The 17,394-nt window shown below is 68.9% G+C and carries 19 protein-coding genes; 14 read left to right on the forward strand and 5 right to left on the reverse strand.

The features are described from left to right. Positions 1-138: 138 nt before the first annotated feature. Positions 139-966, reverse strand: coding sequence for an ABC transporter permease (locus tag AX690_RS03890; RefSeq protein WP_066685925.1), 828 nt, complete (start codon positions 964-966; stop codon positions 139-141). Further along, the gene (locus AX690_RS03895) at positions 966-1,883 is read right to left on the reverse strand and encodes an ABC transporter ATP-binding protein (protein WP_066685923.1); all 918 of its coding nucleotides are present in this window, start codon (positions 1,881-1,883) and stop codon (positions 966-968) included. Before AX690_RS03895 ends, AX690_RS03890 begins: the two co-directional genes overlap by 1 nt. Before the next feature lie 172 nt (positions 1,884-2,055). On the opposite strand from AX690_RS03895, the gene AX690_RS03900 reads away from it, so the two are divergent. The 10 genes from AX690_RS03900 to AX690_RS03945 all read left to right on the forward strand — a co-directional run bounded on the left by AX690_RS03900 (position 2,056) and on the right by AX690_RS03945 (position 10,780). Then, positions 2,056-3,282: an ectonucleotide pyrophosphatase/phosphodiesterase gene (locus AX690_RS03900; RefSeq protein ID WP_066685921.1), complete on the forward strand. Its 1,227-nt coding sequence runs from the start codon at positions 2,056-2,058 to the stop codon at positions 3,280-3,282. Between the two features lie 166 nt (positions 3,283-3,448). After that, positions 3,449-3,823: a hypothetical protein gene (locus AX690_RS03905; protein ID WP_066685919.1), complete on the forward strand. Its 375-nt coding sequence runs from the start codon at positions 3,449-3,451 to the stop codon at positions 3,821-3,823. 114 nt (positions 3,824-3,937) lie between these two features. Next, the gene (locus AX690_RS03910) at positions 3,938-4,390 is read left to right on the forward strand and encodes a glyoxalase/bleomycin resistance/extradiol dioxygenase family protein (protein WP_066685917.1); all 453 of its coding nucleotides are present in this window, start codon (positions 3,938-3,940) and stop codon (positions 4,388-4,390) included. A 112-nt stretch (positions 4,391-4,502) separates the two neighbouring features. Beyond that, positions 4,503-4,832, forward strand: a complete 330-nt coding sequence (locus AX690_RS03915) for a helix-turn-helix transcriptional regulator (protein ID WP_066685915.1) — start codon at positions 4,503-4,505, stop codon at positions 4,830-4,832. After that, a complete protein-coding gene (locus AX690_RS03920; RefSeq protein ID WP_066685913.1) occupies positions 4,829-5,323 on the forward strand; it encodes an SRPBCC domain-containing protein in 495 nt (164 codons plus the stop codon). Before AX690_RS03915 ends, AX690_RS03920 begins: the two co-directional genes overlap by 4 nt. Continuing rightward, a complete protein-coding gene (locus tag AX690_RS03925; RefSeq protein ID WP_066685911.1) occupies positions 5,320-6,573 on the forward strand; it encodes a TCR/Tet family MFS transporter in 1,254 nt (417 codons plus the stop codon). Before AX690_RS03920 ends, AX690_RS03925 begins: the two co-directional genes overlap by 4 nt. 102 nt (positions 6,574-6,675) lie before the next feature. Beyond that, positions 6,676-8,106, forward strand: coding sequence for a Do family serine endopeptidase (locus tag AX690_RS03930; protein ID WP_066685927.1), 1,431 nt, complete (start codon positions 6,676-6,678; stop codon positions 8,104-8,106). Positions 8,107-8,145: 39 nt separating this feature from the next. Beyond that, a complete protein-coding gene (locus tag AX690_RS03935) occupies positions 8,146-9,447 on the forward strand; it encodes a replication-associated recombination protein A (RefSeq protein WP_066685909.1) in 1,302 nt (433 codons plus the stop codon). Next, positions 9,444-10,259: an RluA family pseudouridine synthase gene (locus AX690_RS03940; RefSeq protein WP_066685907.1), complete on the forward strand. Its 816-nt coding sequence runs from the start codon at positions 9,444-9,446 to the stop codon at positions 10,257-10,259. The genes AX690_RS03935 and AX690_RS03940 overlap by 4 nt, the downstream gene beginning before the upstream one ends. An 11-nt stretch (positions 10,260-10,270) precedes the next feature. Then, positions 10,271-10,780, forward strand: coding sequence for a hypothetical protein (locus AX690_RS03945; RefSeq protein ID WP_066685905.1), 510 nt, complete (start codon positions 10,271-10,273; stop codon positions 10,778-10,780). Between the two features lie 10 nt (positions 10,781-10,790). Here the strand turns inward: AX690_RS03945 and AX690_RS03950 are convergent, their stop codons facing one another. Beyond that, a complete protein-coding gene (locus AX690_RS03950) occupies positions 10,791-12,020 on the reverse strand; it encodes a hypothetical protein (protein ID WP_066685904.1) in 1,230 nt (409 codons plus the stop codon). Positions 12,021-12,185: 165 nt separating this feature from the next. Between AX690_RS03950 and crcB the strand changes: the two genes are divergently transcribed. Together crcB and AX690_RS03960 are read left to right on the forward strand one after the other, a co-directional pair. Next, the gene (gene crcB, locus AX690_RS03955) at positions 12,186-12,569 is read left to right on the forward strand and encodes a fluoride efflux transporter CrcB (RefSeq protein WP_066685903.1); all 384 of its coding nucleotides are present in this window, start codon (positions 12,186-12,188) and stop codon (positions 12,567-12,569) included. Further along, positions 12,566-13,564, forward strand: coding sequence for an RluA family pseudouridine synthase (locus AX690_RS03960; RefSeq protein WP_066685902.1), 999 nt, complete (start codon positions 12,566-12,568; stop codon positions 13,562-13,564). The genes crcB and AX690_RS03960 overlap by 4 nt, the downstream gene beginning before the upstream one ends. 78 nt (positions 13,565-13,642) lie before the next feature. On the opposite strand, the gene AX690_RS03965 is transcribed toward AX690_RS03960, so the two are convergent. Together AX690_RS03965 and AX690_RS03970 are read right to left on the reverse strand one after the other, a co-directional pair. After that, entirely contained in the window at positions 13,643-14,917 is a 1,275-nt protein-coding gene (locus AX690_RS03965) for a DUF1501 domain-containing protein (RefSeq protein ID WP_066685900.1), read from the reverse strand. Next, positions 14,914-16,359 (reverse strand): DUF1800 family protein, encoded by a 1,446-nt coding sequence (locus tag AX690_RS03970; RefSeq protein ID WP_066685898.1) that lies wholly within the window; start codon positions 16,357-16,359, stop codon positions 14,914-14,916. The genes AX690_RS03965 and AX690_RS03970 overlap by 4 nt, the downstream gene beginning before the upstream one ends. 54 nt (positions 16,360-16,413) lie before the next feature. On the opposite strand from AX690_RS03970, the gene AX690_RS03975 reads away from it, so the two are divergent. Continuing rightward, positions 16,414-17,139, forward strand: a complete 726-nt coding sequence (locus AX690_RS03975) for an ATP12 family chaperone protein (RefSeq protein WP_066685894.1) — start codon at positions 16,414-16,416, stop codon at positions 17,137-17,139. Positions 17,140-17,300: 161 nt separating this feature from the next. Beyond that, the coding region (locus tag AX690_RS23565) for a hypothetical protein (RefSeq protein ID WP_231732113.1) at positions 17,301-17,394 on the forward strand (94 nt) is incomplete at its 3' end.

Raw genomic sequence — 17,394 nt, forward strand, 5'->3', positions numbered from 1 at the left:
CCCCCTCCGTCGGCTTCGCCGACACCTCCCCCGCTGGGGGGAGGATTGGGTCCGCCCCCCCCCTGAACGGACTATTGGCGCGTCCGCTGCTGAATCGGCATCGCTTAGCCCAGGCGGGAGCCGCGTGAGCCTTCGCCTCTATTCCTTGGTCAGGTCCTGCCGTCGGAACAGCCACACCGCCGCCGCCGTCAGGGCCGCCGTCCAGACGAGCAGGGCCACGAGCGCCGCGCCGGCCGAACCGCTGGCCGCGCCAAGCTGATCGGGCGCCAGCAGCGCGGCGCGCAGCAGGTCGGCGTCGAAGACCGGCATGGAGAGGAGCTTCCAGCTTGGCGGGCCTTGCTCCATCGCCCGCAGGGCGCCGGCCAGGATCGTCTGCACGAAGCGCACGCCCAGGCACGCGATCACCACGCCCAGGGTCGAACGCGACAGCACGCCGACGCAGGCCGCCAGGGCCGCCAGGGTCATGGCTTCCAGCCAGGTGATCGCCAGCACGCCGACGATGTCGAACGGATTGCGGTCGAGCAGCGACACCGCCACCGTCTTGCCGTTGATGGCCGAGCCGATCAGCGCCGCGAAGGCCGACAGAACGGCGGACAGCAGCAGGCTCCAGAACACCGCCTCGCCAACGACAGTCAGCTTGGCCAACAGCAGGTTCTGGCGCGTGTTGCGCGGGGTCAGCAGCCGCCAGGTTTCCCAGCGATAATCGCCGGCCAGCACGGCCGCCGCCCCGATCATCAGGAACAGCGCGCCGAAGGTCGAGGCGCCGTTCGACAGGGTCTTGATCACCTGGTCGATCAGCCCGACAGCCAGGCCCGGCATCGGCTTCTTGATCACGAAGCGCAGGAAGAGGTCGCCGCCCACGCTGAGCAGGAAACCAATCAGCGGCGCGAAGGCGAAGCCCCAGAACAGGGTCGAACGATCGCGCAGCAGGCGGAAGCGTTCGGCGGCGATGGCGTCGGCGAGCATCAGGCGGCTCCTTCCGAGGTGGCGGCCGTGGGCGTCTGCCCCAGCGATTTCAGATAGACGCCTTCGAGATCGACCTCGCGCCAGCGCGCCTCGACGATCTCGGCGCCGGCCTCGACCAGGGCGCGGATGACGGCGGGCGCCTCGCCGCGCGGGATGTCGGCCAGCACGGCGTCCGCGCCATCGGCCTCGCCGCGCGCGCCCAGCACCGACAGGGCCGGGGCGAGGGGAGAGGCCAGGGTCAGGCGCAGGCGGGCCTCGCCGGCGGTCAGTTCGGCGACGCCGCCTTCCGCCACGACCTTGCCGCGCGAGAGGATGGCGACGCGGTCGCAGACGCGCTTGACCTCGTCCAACTGGTGGCTGGCCAGGATGACCGTGACGCCCTCGCGCTTGGCCAAGTCCACGATCAGGGCGCGGATCTCCTGGATGCCGGCCGGGTCCATGCCGCTGGTCGGCTCGTCCAGGATCACCAGCTCGGGCTTGGTCAGGAAGGCGGCGGCCAGGCCCAGGCGCTGCTTCATGCCGACCGAGAAGCCGCTGGTGGCTCGGTCGGCGGCGTGGGTCAGGCTGACCCGCTCCAGCCAGCCCCCGATGTCGGCGTCTTTCTTGCCGCTCTCCAGCGCCAGCATGGTCAGCGTGTCGCGCGCGGTCAGATAAGGCGGATAGCGCGGGGTCTCGATCATCGCCCCGACCTTGCGCAGGGCGGTGATGTCGCCGGGGGCGGCCCCAAAAAGGCGGGCCGAGCCGCTGGTGGGCCGCACCAGACCCAGGGCGATCCGGAACAGCGTGCTCTTGCCCGCGCCATTGGGGCCCAGGACCCCGAATACGCCGCCGGCGGGTATGGCGATGGAGAACTCGTCGAGGGCGCGCACCGCCCCGTAGGTCTTGGTGAGGCGGTCGGCCTCGAGGGCGATCGACATACGACGAATCCCGGACGCCGAACGACTCGGCTCGACGGGAGGGACTATGGCCAGCTGACGGGGCGCCGCCAAGTTAAGTCGCCGTCACGCCTTTCCGAACGTCGATCGTCATACGGCTGCAATATCCATGTCCGAACAGGCCCGAAACGGCCGTTTCAAGTCGAGCTCCCCCATGACCCTTCGCCGCCTGTTGTCGCTGCTTTTCTTCGCCGGCCTGATGCTGGCCGGATCGGCCCAGGCGCGGGAAAAGGCGCCGCATTTGACGATCCTGGTCTCGATCGACGGCTTCCGGGCGGACTATCTGGATCGTGGCGACACCCCAGTCATGAAGGCCTTGGCCGAGGGCGGGGCTCGGGCGGCGATGCGGCCGTCGTTCCCGTCGGTGACCTTTCCCAACCACTACACCCTGATCACCGGCAAGCGGCCCGACCGCAACGGCATCGTCGGAAACACCATGCTGGACCCAAGCGTCTCGGCCGAGAAGTTCACCATGCGCAGTCTCGAGCCTGGTTGGTGGAGCCAGGCCAAGCCGTTCTGGGTCACCGCGCAGCGGCAGGGCAAGCGCGCCGCGGCGATGTTCTGGCCCGGTTCGGAGGTCGAAATCGATGGGGTTCGGCCTTCGCGCTGGGTGAAGTTCGACGCGACCATGTCCGGCGAAGCGCGGGTCGATCAGGTGCTGGCTTGGCTGGATAGCGCCGACGGCCCGCCGATCGCCTTCTCGACCCTCTATTTCGACATCGTCGACACCCAGGGGCACCACTACGGCCCGGAGTCGGCCGAAGTCCGCGCCGCCGCTGCTTCGGTTGACGCCGCGCTGGGGCGGCTTGTCGAGGGGTTGAAGGCGCGGGGGCGTTTCGAGACCACCGACATCGTCATCGTCGCCGACCATGGCATGGCGCCGCTGCCCGCCGCCAATCGCGTGGTGCTGGACGACATCGTCGATCTGGAAAAGGTCCAACTGGTCGCCGCCGGCGCGGTCACCATGTTCTCGCCCAAGCCAGGCGAACGAAAGACGGTCGAGAAGGCGTTCCTGTCCAAGCCGCTTCCGCACATGACCTGCTGGAAGAAGGGCAATATCCCGGCCCGCTTTCACTACGGCCGCAATCCGCGCGTGCCCGCCATCGTCTGCCTGTCCGAGACGGGATGGTACACCACGACGCTGGCCGCCAAGGCCAAGCCAAGCCAATGGGACGGCAAGGATGGCGGCGCCCACGGATTCGACCCCTATGATCCGCTCATGCGCGCGGTCTTCATCGCCCGCGGTCCGTCGTTCAAGGCCGGCGTGGCGCTGCCGGTGTTCGACAATGTCGATGTCTATCCATTGCTGGCCAAGATCACCGGCGTGAAACCCGAGGCGAGCGACGGATCGCTGAAGATCGTCGAACGCGCCCTGAAATAGCGGCGAGGGCGCGCTCGCGCCAGGCGCGATAGTGGTCAATAAATGCAACCAAGGCTAGCATTTGGCGAGGCCAGGGTGTATCAATTCGGCCTAGGCGCCACTGACCGTCGGCGACGCCCGCGCTCCTCGTTCCGAGGAGCGGTTCAACCAGATTAGGGAGAACGTCATGGGTTTCTATGGTCCCGAACCTTTCGACACCGCTGAAGCCACCTACGTGTGGACCGGCCTGCGGACGCCGGGGTTCTTTTCCGTCACCGTGAAGGGCAATGCGCCGAACTTCACCACGGGCATCAAGCTGGTGCGTGATGCGCACTTCGTCGGTGGTCTGGCGATCGACGTGATGGGCTGGACGGGCCCGCTGGGGAAGGGAACGACTTCGTATACCGTCCACGGCACGTTCAACGGCATGTACCTGCCGAAGATCCTGATCGTCGGCTCGAACCAGCGGCTTCTGATCGACGTGAAGGAGATCCCGTTCACCAGCGAGGACGACTACGTCAAACAGCTGAGCGCGCAGGCGAAGACGCTCGAGCCGGCCTGATCAACTCCGCGATGGCGCGCGTCCGGCCCTTTCCGGGCGCGCGTTTCATCAAGCTCTTGTCGAATTAGTTTTCATATGCGTTAAATATTGCTCCTTATGGCAAGGAGCGGCGTCATGGCTCGTCCCGGTCTCATCTCGGCTGTCATCTATGACGATCCCAAGGCCGCGGTCGCGTGGCTGGAGAGGGCGTTCGGGTTCGAGGTCACCCTGTTGGTCGAGGACGACCAGGGCTGGCTGGCCCACTGCGAAATGGCCCACGGCGAGTCCACGATCATGATCGGTTCGCCCTGGTGCGAACGGATCGTCAGTCCCGGCATGGTCGGCGGGAAGACGACCCAGACCGTGCATATTCAGCTCGACGGCGATGTCGACGCCCACTGCGCGCGGGCGCGAGCGGCCGGGGCGGAGATCTTCGCGGAACCCGAGAACCAGTTCTATGGCGACCGCACCTACCGCTGCCATGATCTCGAGGGTCATATCTGGACCGTCGCCGCGCCCATCGAGGCGGTGTCGATCGCCGAGATGGAGGCCCGCAGCGGCCACAAGATCACCGCGCCATCGGCATGATCGCCCCCGACGAACTCCGCCGGCTCGCGCTGGCGACGCCCCGGGCGGTCGAGAGCGCGCCGCTGGACGCCTGGCGCGATGTCGCCCCGAAGGAACTTCTGGAGCCGCGCGCGTGAGCGAGGCGCTGGACCGGACGCTGGCGGCCTTGGCCGATCCGCATCGGCGGCGGGCGGTGGATCTTCTGCGCGAGAGGCCGCGTCGAGCCGGCGAGCTTGCTGAAACCCTCGGCCTTTCGCCGCCGGCCATGAGCCGCCATCTGCGCGCGCTGCGCCAATCGGGGCTCGTCGAGGAAAGCCACCCCGAGTTCGACGCCCGGGTGAGGGTGTATCGCTTGCGGCCCGAGCCGATGGCGCAGCTCAAGGCTTGGCTGGACGCCGCCGAGGATCACTGGGCCGACCAACTCTCGGCGCTGAAGGCGCACGTCGAGGCCAAGGCGCGGTGAGCTCCAAGATCCTGGTCGCCCTGCGGATCCAGGCCTCGCCCGAGGCGGTGTTCGACGCCTTCGTCGACGACATCGCGCTGTGGTGGCGGCCTAATCCGCTGTTCTCGTTCACGCCGCGCTCGCCGGGCGTCATGGCTTTCGAGGGCGATCGCCTGGTCGAGCGACTGGCCTCTGGCAAGGTCTTCGACGTGGGGGAGGTGCGGGTCTGGGAGCGCGGCGCGCGCCTTGTCTTCGGCTGGCGTCAGGCCAGCTTCGCGCCCGGCGTGGAGACCGAGGTCGAGGTGCGCTTCGAGGGCGTCGAAGGGGCGACCCGCGTTACGGTCGAGCATCGCGGCTGGGACGCCGTCCCCGCCGACAGCGTCGCGCGTCACGGCTTTCCCAATGCGGTGTTCCTGCACAGGCATGGCGAATGGTGGCGGACGCTGCTGGCGGGCCTTGCGACACGGGCGAACAGCCGCCAACTAGGGGCGGCGGGGAAGGGCGAGGCATGACCAATACGCAGATCACGGGCGGCAAACGCCAGGCGGCGCTGGGCTTCATCTTCATCACCGCGATCCTAGACGTCCTGTCCCTGGGGGTGATGATCCCCGTCCTGCCCAACCTGGTGAAGGCGTTCGGCGGCGGGGACACGGCGACGGCCGCCGACTGGAATGTGCTGTTCGCCACCACCTGGGGCGTGATGCAGTTCATCTGCTCGCCGATCCTGGGTCTGATGTCGGACCGTTTCGGCCGTCGCCCGGTGATCCTGACCTCGATCTTCGGTCTTGGCGTCGACTTCCTGTTCATGGCCTTTGCGCCGAACCTTTGGTGGCTGTTCGTCGGCCGGGTCTTCAATGGCATGACGGCCGCCAGCTTCTCGACCGCCGGCGCTTACGTCGCCGACGTCACCACGCCCGAGAACCGCGCCAAGGGCTTTGGCCTGATGGGGGCGGCGTTCGGGATCGGCTTCACCTTCGGTCCGGCCCTGGGCGGCTGGCTGTGGAATGTCGACCATCGCGCGCCGTTCCTGGTCTGCGCGGCCCTGGCGCTGTGCAACTGGCTCTACGGCTTCTTCGTGCTGCCGGAATCGCTGCCGCCCGAGCGCCGCCAGCCGCGCTTCGACTGGAAGAAGGCCAACCCGCTGGGGTCGCTGCAGCTGCTGCGCCGGCATCCGGGTTTGTTGGGACTGGCCGGCGTCGGGTTCCTGTTCCAGCTGGCCCACAACGTCCTGCCCAGCGTCTTCGTGCTGTACATGGGCTTCCGCTACAACTGGGGTCCCGACACGGTTGGCCTGACGCTGATGGCCAGCGGGATCTCCGGCGTCATCATCCAGGGGCTGGTCGTGGGGCCGGCGGTCCGCAAGCTTGGCGAGCGGGGCGCGCTGATGGTCGGTCTGTTCTCGGGCTTCGCCGGCTTCACGATCTACGCCCTGGCGCCGACGGGGTTGCTCTATCTGTGCGGGCTGCCGATCTTCGCGTTTTCGGGCCTGATCCAGCCCGGGCTGCAGGGTCTGATGACCCGCCGCGTCGCGCCGAACGAGCAGGGCCAATTGCAGGGTGCGAACGCGGCCCTGATGGGGATCGCCTCGATGATCGGCCCGTCGCTGTTCCTGCTGCCGTTCGCCTTCGCCGTCCGCCATGACGCGACCTTGCATCTGCCGGGCTTGCCGGTGCTGATCGCCGCGTGCCTGATGCTGCTGGCGACGCTCCTGGCCTGGGCCAAGGCCCGGCCCGCGCCGGCCCTGGAACCCCAAGTCGCCTGAAGGTTTAAGCCAACGCCGAAACCTTGACCTTTCGCCGCCTTAGACTCGCCAGAAACCTCCGGTGAGTACGCGAGGAACCGTAAGGAGCCATCCTTGAAGACCATGCGCAATTTCCGCGCCCTGCTGCCCGCCCTCGTTCTGCTGGCCGCCTGTTCGAATCCTAGCGGACCGTCGAACGCCCAGTCGATCCCCGACCTGGCCCAGCCGACCCGGCGCGCGCCCAGCGATCCGGGCTCGATGAAGGCCTCGTTCTCGCCGGTGGTGAAGAAGGCCGCGCCGGCCGTCGTCAATGTCGCCAGCCGGCGGGTGGTGCGTCAGCGCGTCGATCCGTTCTGGGACTTCTTCATGGGCGGCGGCGCGCCGCGCGAGCAGGTGCAGGGCTCGCTGGGCTCGGGCGCCATCGTCCGCGCCGACGGGGTGATCATCACCAACCACCACAACATCGAAGGCATCGTCGAGGGCAACGGCGACATCACGGTGCAGCTGGCCGACCGCCGCGAGTTTCCCGCCACCGTCCTGCTCGACGACCCTCGAGCCGATCTCGCCGTGCTGAAGATCGACACCAAGGGCGAACGCCTGCCGGTCATGGCCATCGACGACCAGGAGCAGCTCGAAGTCGGCGACCTTGTCCTGGCCATGGGCAACCCCTTCGGCGTCGGCCAGACGGTGACGAACGGCATCGTCTCGGCCCTGGCCCGGACCGATGTCGGCGCCGCCGACTTCGGCAGCTACATCCAGACCGACGCGGCGATCAATCCGGGCAATTCCGGCGGGCCGCTGGTCGACATGGATGGCGACCTCGTCGGCATTAACACCTTCATCATCTCGCGCTCGGGCTCGTCCAGCGGCGTGGGCTTCGCCATCCCGGCGGCCGTGGTCAAGCAGGTGGTCAACGCCGCGCTCGGCGGCGGCCATAGTGTCGTGCGGCCCTGGCTGGGCGTGAAGGGCCAAGCCGTGACCGCCGAGATCGCCCGCAGCCTGGGCATGGCCGCGCCGCGCGGGGTGCTGGTGGCGCAGGTCTATCCCGGCTCCTCGGCCGATCGCGCGGGGCTGAAGGAGGGCGACGTGATCCTGTCGATCGACGGCCAGGCGGTGAACGACGAGGGCGGCGGGGCCTTCGCCATCGGCACCCACAAGGTCGGCGACCGCGTGCCGATGCAGATCCGCCGCGGAGAACGCGACCAGACCCTGACCGTCCGCGCCGAGGCCGCGCCCGATACGCCGGCGCGCGACGAGCGGGTGATCAAGGGGCGCAATCCGTTCGACGGCGCCACCGTCGTCAACCTGTCGCCGGCCGTGGCTCAGGATCTGGGCGCTGATCCGTTCGCTGGCCGAGGCGTACTGGTGACTCGGGTGGGGCAGGGCTACGCGCTCAACGCGGGCCTGCGCGCCGGCGACTTCATCCGCGAGGTCAATGGCCGTCCGATCAACACCGTCGCGGAATTGGCGGCGGCGACGGCGGGGCCGGGCCGCGTGTGGGTCGTGACGATCGAGCGTCAGGGCCAGCGGATCTCGGCCCGCTTCTCGACCTGACGCGACTTGTCCCCGGCGGCCTGATAGAACGGATTCATCATGTCCGATCTCTTCCAGGCCGCCGGCCTGACGCCCCACGCACCGGCCCCGCTGGCCGACCGTTTGCGGCCCCAAAGCCTCGACGAGGTGGTGGGCCAGCAGCATCTGCTCGGCCCCGAAGGCCCTATCGGCCGGATGGCGGCCGCCCATCGCCTGGCCTCGATGATCCTGTGGGGGCCGCCGGGCACCGGCAAGACCACGATCGCCCGCCTGCTGGCCAAGGCGGGCGGCTATGAGTTCCAGCAGATCTCGGCCGTGTTCTCGGGCGTCGCCGACCTGAAGAAGGCCTTCGAGCAGGCCCGCGCCCGCCGCATGGCCGGCCAGTCCACCTTGCTGTTCGTGGACGAGATCCACCGCTTCAACCGCGCCCAGCAGGACGGCTTCCTGCCGTTCGTGGAGGAAGGGATCGTCACCCTGGTCGGGGCGACGACCGAGAACCCCTCGTTCGAGCTGAACGGCGCCCTTCTGTCGCGCTGCCAGGTCTTCGTGCTCAAGCGCCTGACCGACGAGTCGCTGGAGCAGCTCCTGCAACGCGCCGAGGCGGCCGAGAACCGTCCGCTGTCGGTCGACGCCGAGGCTCGCTCGGCCCTGGTCGCCATGGCCGACGGCGATGGCCGCTACCTGCTGACCCTGGCCGAGACCCTGTTCTCGATCGGGACCGACACCCCGCTGAACCCGACCCAGCTGGGCCAGTTCCTGCAGAAGCGGCGCCCGGCCTACGACAAGGACCGCGAGGAGCACTACAATCTCATCTCGGCCCTGCATAAGTCGGTGCGCGGCAGCGATCCCGATGCGGCCCTCTACTGGCTGGCGCGGATGCTGGAGGGCGGCGAGGATCCGCTGTTCATCGCCCGCCGGTTGGTGCGGATGGCGTCCGAGGACATCGGCGCGGCCGATCCTCTGTCTCTGCTGCTGACCACGGCGGCCAAGGACGCCTACGACTTCCTGGGGAGCCCGGAGGGCGAACTCGCCCTGGCCCAGGCCGTCGTCCACATGGCCAGCGCGCCCAAGTCGAACGCCGTCTACGTCGCCTACAAGGCCGCCCGCCGCGCGGCGAAGGAGACGGGCAGCCTGACGCCGCCGTCGCACATCCTCAACGCCCCGACCAAGCTGATGAAGTCGCTGGGCTATGGCGACGGCTACGCCTACGACCATGACGTCGAGGGCGGGGTCTCCGGCCAGAACTACTTCCCGGACGGCATGGAGCGCCGGCGCTTCTATGAGCCCAAGCCGGTGGGCGCCGAGGCGAAGGTGCGTGAGCGCTTGGAAGCCTGGGGCAAGGTGCGTAAGGACGGCAAATGAGCAGTCCGAAATTCCGCCGTCCGCCCGGTGTCGCCAAGCCCAAGGCCGTCGATTGTCCGATCACCCTGACGCCCGACGAGATCGCGGCGGCGCAATCGTGGGTGCTGTACGAGGACGAGGCCATCATCGTGCTGAACAAGCCGGCGGGCCTGTCCAGCCAGGGCGGGCGGATCAAGGCTCACACGCTGGATGATCTGCTCTGGGCGTTCGCCAAACCGGGCAAGGCGCGACCCCGCCTGATCCATCGGCTGGACCGCGACACCTCGGGCGTGATCCTGACGGCCAAGACCAAGCCGGGCGCGGCCTTCCTGGGCGAGGCCATGATGGCCAAGCGCTTCCGCAAGAGCTACCTGGCCATCGTCGCGCCGGGCGCTCCGGAACCCAAGGGCGGCATGATCGACAGTCCGCTGCGCCGCGAGTCGATCGGGCGTGAGGCCTATATGCGCGTCTGCGCGCCGGACCATCCGGAGGCCGAGACCGCCCGCAGCCGCTATCGCACCCTCGCGTCCAATGCCACGGCCGCCCTGGTCGAGCTCTCGCCCGACACCGGCCGCATGCATCAATTGCGCGTCCACATGGCCTCGATCGGCCGGCCGCTGGCGGGCGACAGCCGCTATGGCGGCGCGCTGATGCTGGGCGGCGTCGCCGTTCCGCGCCTGATGCTGCACGCCGCCAGGCTGACCTTTCCGCATCCGCTGGGGGGCGAGCGCAAGATCACGGCCCCGCTTCCGTCGGATTTCGTCGCGATGCTGCAGGCGCTCGACCTGCCCGTTCCGGAACAGCCGGCTTCGGACGCCGTTGAACAGGTCTGAAGAGGCACGCCATGAAGATCGCCAAACCCCTCGTCGCCGCCGTCCTGTCGGGGCTGGTGCTGGCCGCCTGCGCCAGCGCGCCGACCGTCTATCGCGCCCAGGCGGGCGCGCCCAATGACGTCGGCTATTCCGAATATCGCCTGGAGGCGGGCCGCTATCGCGTTACCTTCCAGGGCGGACCGGGAGCTCCCCAGGCGCAGATCGCCGATTACGCTCTGCTGCGCGCGGCCGAGCTGGCTCTGCGCGACGGCTATGACTGGTTCCGGATCGCCGACCGTTCGACCTCGACCGCCGGCTATGACCGCGGTCCTCGTATGTCGGTCGGGGGCGGCTCGGCCAGTTTTGGCCGCCACACCAGCGTTGGTGTGGGCCTGGGCACGAGCTTCAATCTCGGGCCGGGGCCGTCCTTCGCGCAGTCGATCGAGGTGGTGTTCGGCAAGGGACCGACGCCGCGCGACCGCGACACTTACGACGCGCGGGAGATCGTCAAGACGATCGGGTACGGGCGAGGGCGCGTCTAGGAGGCCTTTTTCAGGCCGCCGCCTGCTTGCCCAGCGGGTAGGCGGCGCGCAGCGACGCGTGGCTGAGGCCCGCGGTCTCGGCCGCCGCGAAATAGCCCTCGGCCGGCAGGCCCTGCAGGATCGTGGTCGCGGCCAGCCCGCGCGCGTCGCGGCCGAAGGCCATGATATCCATGGCGATCTTGGCGGCTTCCCCGGTCAGGTCCGATGCGTCCAGCGCCAGACCCGCCAGTCGGGCGTCGCGCAGAACACGAAGAGCTTCTCGATCGGGCGGCACACGGGCGATCACGCCGCGGGTCAGGGCGCGCAGCAGGCCGACGACTTCCAGCAGACGACCGGCGGGCGTTCCGCGCGTGATATCGACCAGTTCGATCATGACGCCGCCGCGCAGCAGGCCCAGCGAGAGGCCGGCCGTGCCGGTGAGCAGATCACGGCCGCGCTGGGTGCCCAACGTGCGGAACGACGCGGGCAAGATCAGCTCGGGCGTATGCGGGCCTTGCGCCGAACGGGCGAAGACCGCCGCGTATTTCAAGGTCGACTCGTCGATGAAGGCGACGTCGCGGTCCGACAGCTTGGTCAGGGCGCGGGCCGAAGCCTGGCGACCGCTGGCCAGGTGCGTGACCATCGGTTCGATGCGGACGGCCGTCGTGATGTTGCGGCGCAGGTTGACCACGTGCTCGAGCGTGAAGTCGACGCGAAGCGCGGCGCCGGCCGCGGTGGTGAAGGCCACCGGCGTGCGGCGGGCCTCGTCGGCTGGATCGACCGCGATGCGGACGGGAGACCGCTTGGAGTCACGGCGCGCGCGGGCCGCCAGAATGACGTTCGGATCAATGCGTTTGCAGACGGCTTGACCGCCTTCGACGCTGACCACCGAGCGGATGCCGAGATCGGCCGGATCCGCCGAGCCCAGGAGGTGGGTCAGCACGTCCTCGAGGATGCGCACGCTGGTGGCCTGGGCGGCCAGGCCATGTTCGTGGTTGGTGGCGATCAGGAACTCGCTTTCCGAGATCCGGGCGCGCAGGTCGTTGCGGTCCAGGTGCTCGGTAAGCTTGCGCTCGACATAGGTCCAGACGTCGGCTCTCTTCTGCGCCCACCAGTCGCCGGCCCACATGCGGATCGTCTTGACGCTAATGACATTGACCGAGCCGCGCGCGACTAGATCCGTGCCGGCGAGGCGCTGAAGCACCGGCCCGGGAAGGGCCACGCGTTCGGTCGCGTCGGTGGATTGTTGTGGGCGGGACATGGCTCTGCGCTTCTAAAAATACCGCGACAAGTTGCCGTCCGCGCGTTTAACGAGTGGTGATCAAATAGGGTTTCCAAAGTTGTTTACCGAGAAAGAAATCGCGGAAAATCAAGGGAACTATCTTGAGAGCTTGGCGTTGGGGGCGGCTCGGAGCATAAGACTTTCATGAACAAACTGCTTCTCGTGGCCGCCGGCGGGGCCGTTGGCTCGGTCGCACGTTATCTTGTCGGGGTGGGCGCTTTACGCACGTTCGGCTCGGGCTGGCCGTACGGAACCTTCACCGTGAACGTGGTGGGCGGTTTCCTGATGGGTTGCCTAGCGTCTTGGCTGGCGCATCGCGGGGCCGCTTCGAACGAGCCGTGGCGCGTGCTATTGGGCGTCGGCGTTATGGGCGGCTTCACCACCTTCTCGTCTTTCTCCCTGGAGACCGCGCTGATGATCCAGAAGCGCGCCTATCTGCAGGCTTTTTCGTATTCCGCCGCCAGCGTGCTTCTGTCCGTGGCGGCCCTGTTCGCGGGCCTTTTGGTCGCCCGCAGGATCTTCGCATGAGCACCCCCAAGGAAGTCCGCACCCTTTACGTCGACGCCGGCGAGGACGGGGTGCGCCTGGATCGCTGGTTCAAGCGGCGCTGGCCGCACCTGAACCACATCCAGCTCAACAAGCTGTTCCGCTCGGGCCAGGTCCGGGTCGACGGCTCGCGCGCCAAGGCCGACACCAAGCTCGCGGCCGGCAGCCAGATCCGCGTCCCGCCGCTGCCCGACGCGCCGGATCCCGCCGACAAGAACAAGCTGTCGGCGCGCGACGTCGCCTACGCCAAGTCGCTGGTGCTGTACGAGGACGAGGAGGTCCTGGCCCTGAACAAGCCGGCCGGCCTGGCCGTCCAGGGCGGAACCAAGACCACCAAGCACATCGACAAGTTGCTCAGCGCCTGGGGCGAGGGCGTCGATCGTCCGCGCCTGGTTCACCGCCTGGACCGCGACACGTCCGGCGTGCTGCTGCTGGGCAAGACGCCCAGCGCCGCGGCGCGCCTGTCGGGCGCCTTCGCCAAGCGCAAGGCGCAAAAGACCTATTGGGCCATTGTCGCCGGCAACCCGCACCCGACCGAGGGCGTGATGGAGCTGCACCTGGCCAAGCGCGGGGTGGGCGATCGCGAACTGGTCGTGCCGGCTCAGCCCAAGGACCCGGACGCCCAGCCGGCCGAGACGGAGTTCGTCACCATCAGCCGCGCGGGCCCGCGCGTCACCTGGATGGCGCTGCGCCCGCACACCGGCCGCACCCACCAGCTGCGGGCTCACATGAAGGCCATGGGCCATCCGATTCTGGGCGATCCCAAGTACGGCGACGAGAAGTCCGCGCCGCTGTCGGAAGGCCTGAAGCTGCAGCTGCACGCGCGTTCGATCCTGCTGCCGCACCCCTCGGCCGGCATGCTGCACATCGAAGCGCCTTTGAGCCCGGAGATGAAGGAAGGCTTCCGCAAGTTCGGCTTCTCGGAGGACGAGGCCGAGCAGGATCCGTTCGCGCGGCGTCAGACCAAGCGGCGCTAGAACTAAGCGCCGCTTGGTCCCCCACCGGCCGCGCCATGGGGGGGCGTGCGCGGCCTTTCCGCCTTCGCGGGCGGGTCTCTACACCAAACCGATCAAGGGTTTGGCGGTCTTGCTGTCCGGGAAGACCTTGGTCTCCAGCATGGCGCGGTCGACCCCCAGGTGGTCGGCCAGGACGCCCTTGAACAGGCTGCGCATGTCCAGTGTCGGGGCCGTGTCGCGGTTCTCGAACAGGGCGTTCTGGGCCAGGCCGGGCCAGTCGCCGACGATGCCGCCCGGCTTCAGAGCGCCTCCCAGGATCAGGGCGGTGGACGCCGTGCCATGGTCGGTGCCGCCGGTGCCGTTGACCCGCGCCGTGCGGCCAAATTCGGTGACGGCGATCACCACCGTGTTCTTCCACTCCGCGCCCAGGCCGGCATGCAGGCCGTCCAGCACGGCGTCCAGATAGGACAGGCGCGTGGCGATCTGGCCGGACTGACCCGCGTGCGTGTCGAACCCGTCGAGCGAGACAGCCGCGATTTGCGGTCCTCTCGGCTGAATCATGAATCCGCCAAGCGTCGATCCTAGCTTCCGCGCCGCCTCGCCGCCCTGCCGATTGCGGCGATCGTTGGCCATGGTCGGCGACATCGGCCCCGGAGCGGCCATCGAAGGCGTCGAGGCCGCCGCCAGGTTCATCGCCGGCGTCGCGGCCATGGCGGTCATGGCCTGCTGGGCCATCGTCTCCGTCTCGAGCCCGCGGGCGAAGGCGGGGCCAAGCAGCGGATCGGTCTTGTAGAGGTCCTGCAGCAGTGTGGGCAGGCGGGCGCTTTCGTCGACGCCCTTGCCCGGCGACCAGCTGGCCGCCTGCACCTTGCCGCGCAGGATCAGCGGGGCGGTGCTGCCCACCGAAAGGCCTTCGACGGGTCGGATCGGCGCCAAGACCTCCAGCGTGCGGTTCAGCCAGCCGGTGTCGGCGCCATAGACGCCCGAGGCCCCGGTCTCCAGCACGTCCTGCGCCTCGAAGTGCGAGCGCGCGCGGTCGGGGCTGGCGATGGCCGGAGCGATCCGCGCCTCGCCCTGCAGGGCCAGGGCGTGGACGGTCGAAAGCTCCGGGTGCAGGCCAAAGGTCCCGTCCAGCTTCAGCACCTCGTCGGGTTTCAGCGCGATCGAGCCGCGTAGGGCGGCGTAGTTGGCGTCGCCCACCGGAGGGGAGACGGACAAGCCGTCCATGCCGCCGCGACAGATCACGACGATCAGCTTCTTGCGGGCCAGATCGCTTTCGGAGGCGGCGAAGGCCTGGCCGCCCAGGAAGGTGACGCCGATGCCGAGGCTCGCGCCCAGGCCCAGCAGCGAGCGGCGGTTCAGTGGAGCGTTCATCGGCGTTGGAACTCCGGGCTCATCACGAGAAGGGCGAAGGCTTCGCGGCGGGTTTCGGCCCGCGAAATCGCCTTGGCCACGGCGGGGGTCAGGCGCGCGCCCAGGGCCTCGGCGGCCAGGGCGTTTGGATCGGTGCGGTCGGCGACGACCGCGGCGAAGCCTTGCGCCCACTGCATGCGCTTGATCAGCGCGTCCGGCGCGGCCCAGGTCTGGGCGTCCTCGGGCCAGCCCTTGGGGGAGGGGGCCGAGAACGGCTTCTGGCCCAGGCCCGTCAGGATCGGCGCGAGACGCTCGATCGCCGAGGGCTCGGCCCCGATCAGCCGCCAGGTCGACAGGGTGTACTCGTAGGGCGTCTTGAACTTGGCTGGAACCGGGTCCCAGGCTTCTGGGCTGTCGATCAGGGTCTGGGCGACCTTGGCGAGGTCGCCGCCGGTCTGCATCCAGCGTCGCTCGAGCCGCTCCGTCAGCGATGACGGTGGCGCATCCGAGACGAAGTGGCGAGCGATCTTGCCGCAGACGTGGCGCGCCGTGTGGGGATGGGCGGCGAGATCGCTCAGCACGGCCAGGCCCTGCTTCATGCCCTGCTGGCCATAGTGGCGGCCCATGACCGTACGCGCCCCTGGCTCGTGAGCGGCCCCGCGGAACACAAATTGGCCGGGGCGATCCTCGGCGTCGCGGCCGATCGAGAAGCCGGTCAAGGCGCGGGCGAACTCGGTGACGTCGGCCTGACTGTAACCGGCGTCCACGCCGACGGTGTGGAGCTCCAGGATCTCGCGGGCCAGGTTCTCGTTGAGCCCCGCCTTACCCTTGCCTCGGCGCGTGGCGAAGCCGGCTGCGCGGCTGTCCGGGCCGATCGACTGGGCCTGGTCCAGATAGGTCAGCATGGCCGGATGGGTCGAGGACGCCACCAGCAGGGTCTCGAAGCTGCCGAACACATTGGGCCGGATCGCCTCGCGCTCGAACGGGCCGATCAGCACCGAGGTGATCTGCTTGGTCGCCGAGACGGTGAAATGGTTCGCCCAGAACAGCGCCCAGCGCTCGCGGAAAGCCGCGTCCGTATGGGTCGCCAGGCGCGCCCGGGCCAGGAAGTCCGCGCCGACCTTGTCGCGCAGCGCGCGCTGGGCGTCCTTGAAAATCTGGGCGTTGGCGGCGGCTCTTTCGGCCTGGCCGTCCTTCTGGTCGCGCTCCTTCTTCCGCTGTTGTTGGAAGTCGCGCATCTGCCTGAAGCGGTCGGCCGAGGTCTCGCCACTGTCCTGAGGAAGGTCGGCGCCCTCTCGGCGAATCTGGGCGGCGAGAAAACCTTTCGGATCGCCCTTGGCCGCCTCGATCTCGCCGGGGCGGGCGCCGAGGCCGAAGCGGGTGACCGCGATGGCGGCCATCATGTCCTTGCTGGGCAGGCTCAACGGCCGGTCTCCCTTGCGCGACGACGTGACATTGCCCATTCAACGCGTGTTCGCCGCCGTTCCGTCGCGCGCGGCCTGAGAAACGAGTTTCCCGTGTCCGACAAAGCCGAGCTGCTGCTGAAACCCAAGCGCTTTTACAAGACGGCGGCCGCCGTCCCGATAGAGGGCGGCTTCGCCGTCCAGCTGGACGGCCGCACGCCCAAGTCGCCGGCCAAGAAGCCGCTGGTGTTGCCGACGGAGGCCCTGGCCGAGCTGGTCGCCGCCGAATGGGAGGCGCAGGTCGAGTTCATCGACAACAGCCTGATGCCGGCCTCGCGCCTGGCCTTCACCGCCATCGACCGGGTGTCCGAGACCCGGGCCGAGGTCGCGGGCGAGCTCGCCGCCTACGCCGCGTCGGACCACCTGTGCTATCGCGCCGAGCACCCGACGGCGCTGGTCGAGCGGCAAGCGCGGGAGTGGGGCGCCATGCTCGACTGGGTCCAGGCCGAGCATGGCCTGTCTTTCAATCACGTGGCCGGGATCATCCATCAGCCTCAGCCGGCCGCCACGCTGGCGTCCGTCGAGGCCCTGGCCCTGACCCTGGACGACTTCACCCTGACCGGGACCGCCTTCGCCGCGGGTCTGTTCGGTTCGACGATCCTAGCCTTGGCGGTCCGCGCCGGCCGCCTGACCGGCCAAAAGGCGCTGGACCTGTCCCGTCTCGACGAAATCTTCCAGGCCGAGCAGTGGGGCGAGGACGCCGAGGCCAAGGCGCGCGCCGAGGCCCTGGCTGTCGAGGCGACGATGATCGACCGCTGGTTCGCGGCGTTGCGACGCTAGGACGAGCATCGATCCGGCCCGCGCCATGTTCGGTCCGCGAGCGAGCCGAAAGCCATGCTGCGCTGCCGCAAGGTCCGCCTTGCGTCGAGCCTCCGGCGTCGCTACGCCTGCTGCCCAAGGCGGAACGCCGCCACCGAATAAGTCCGGCAGGGAGTACGCGCGTGCAGCACATTCTCAACGAACTCGACCGTCGTCGCGAGCAGGCCAAGGCCGGCGGCGGCGAGGCGCGGGTCGCCGCCCAGCACGCCAAGGGCA

It is taken from the genome of Caulobacter sp. CCH9-E1, from assembly GCF_001556515.1.
Classification (GTDB): domain Bacteria; phylum Pseudomonadota; class Alphaproteobacteria; order Caulobacterales; family Caulobacteraceae; genus Caulobacter.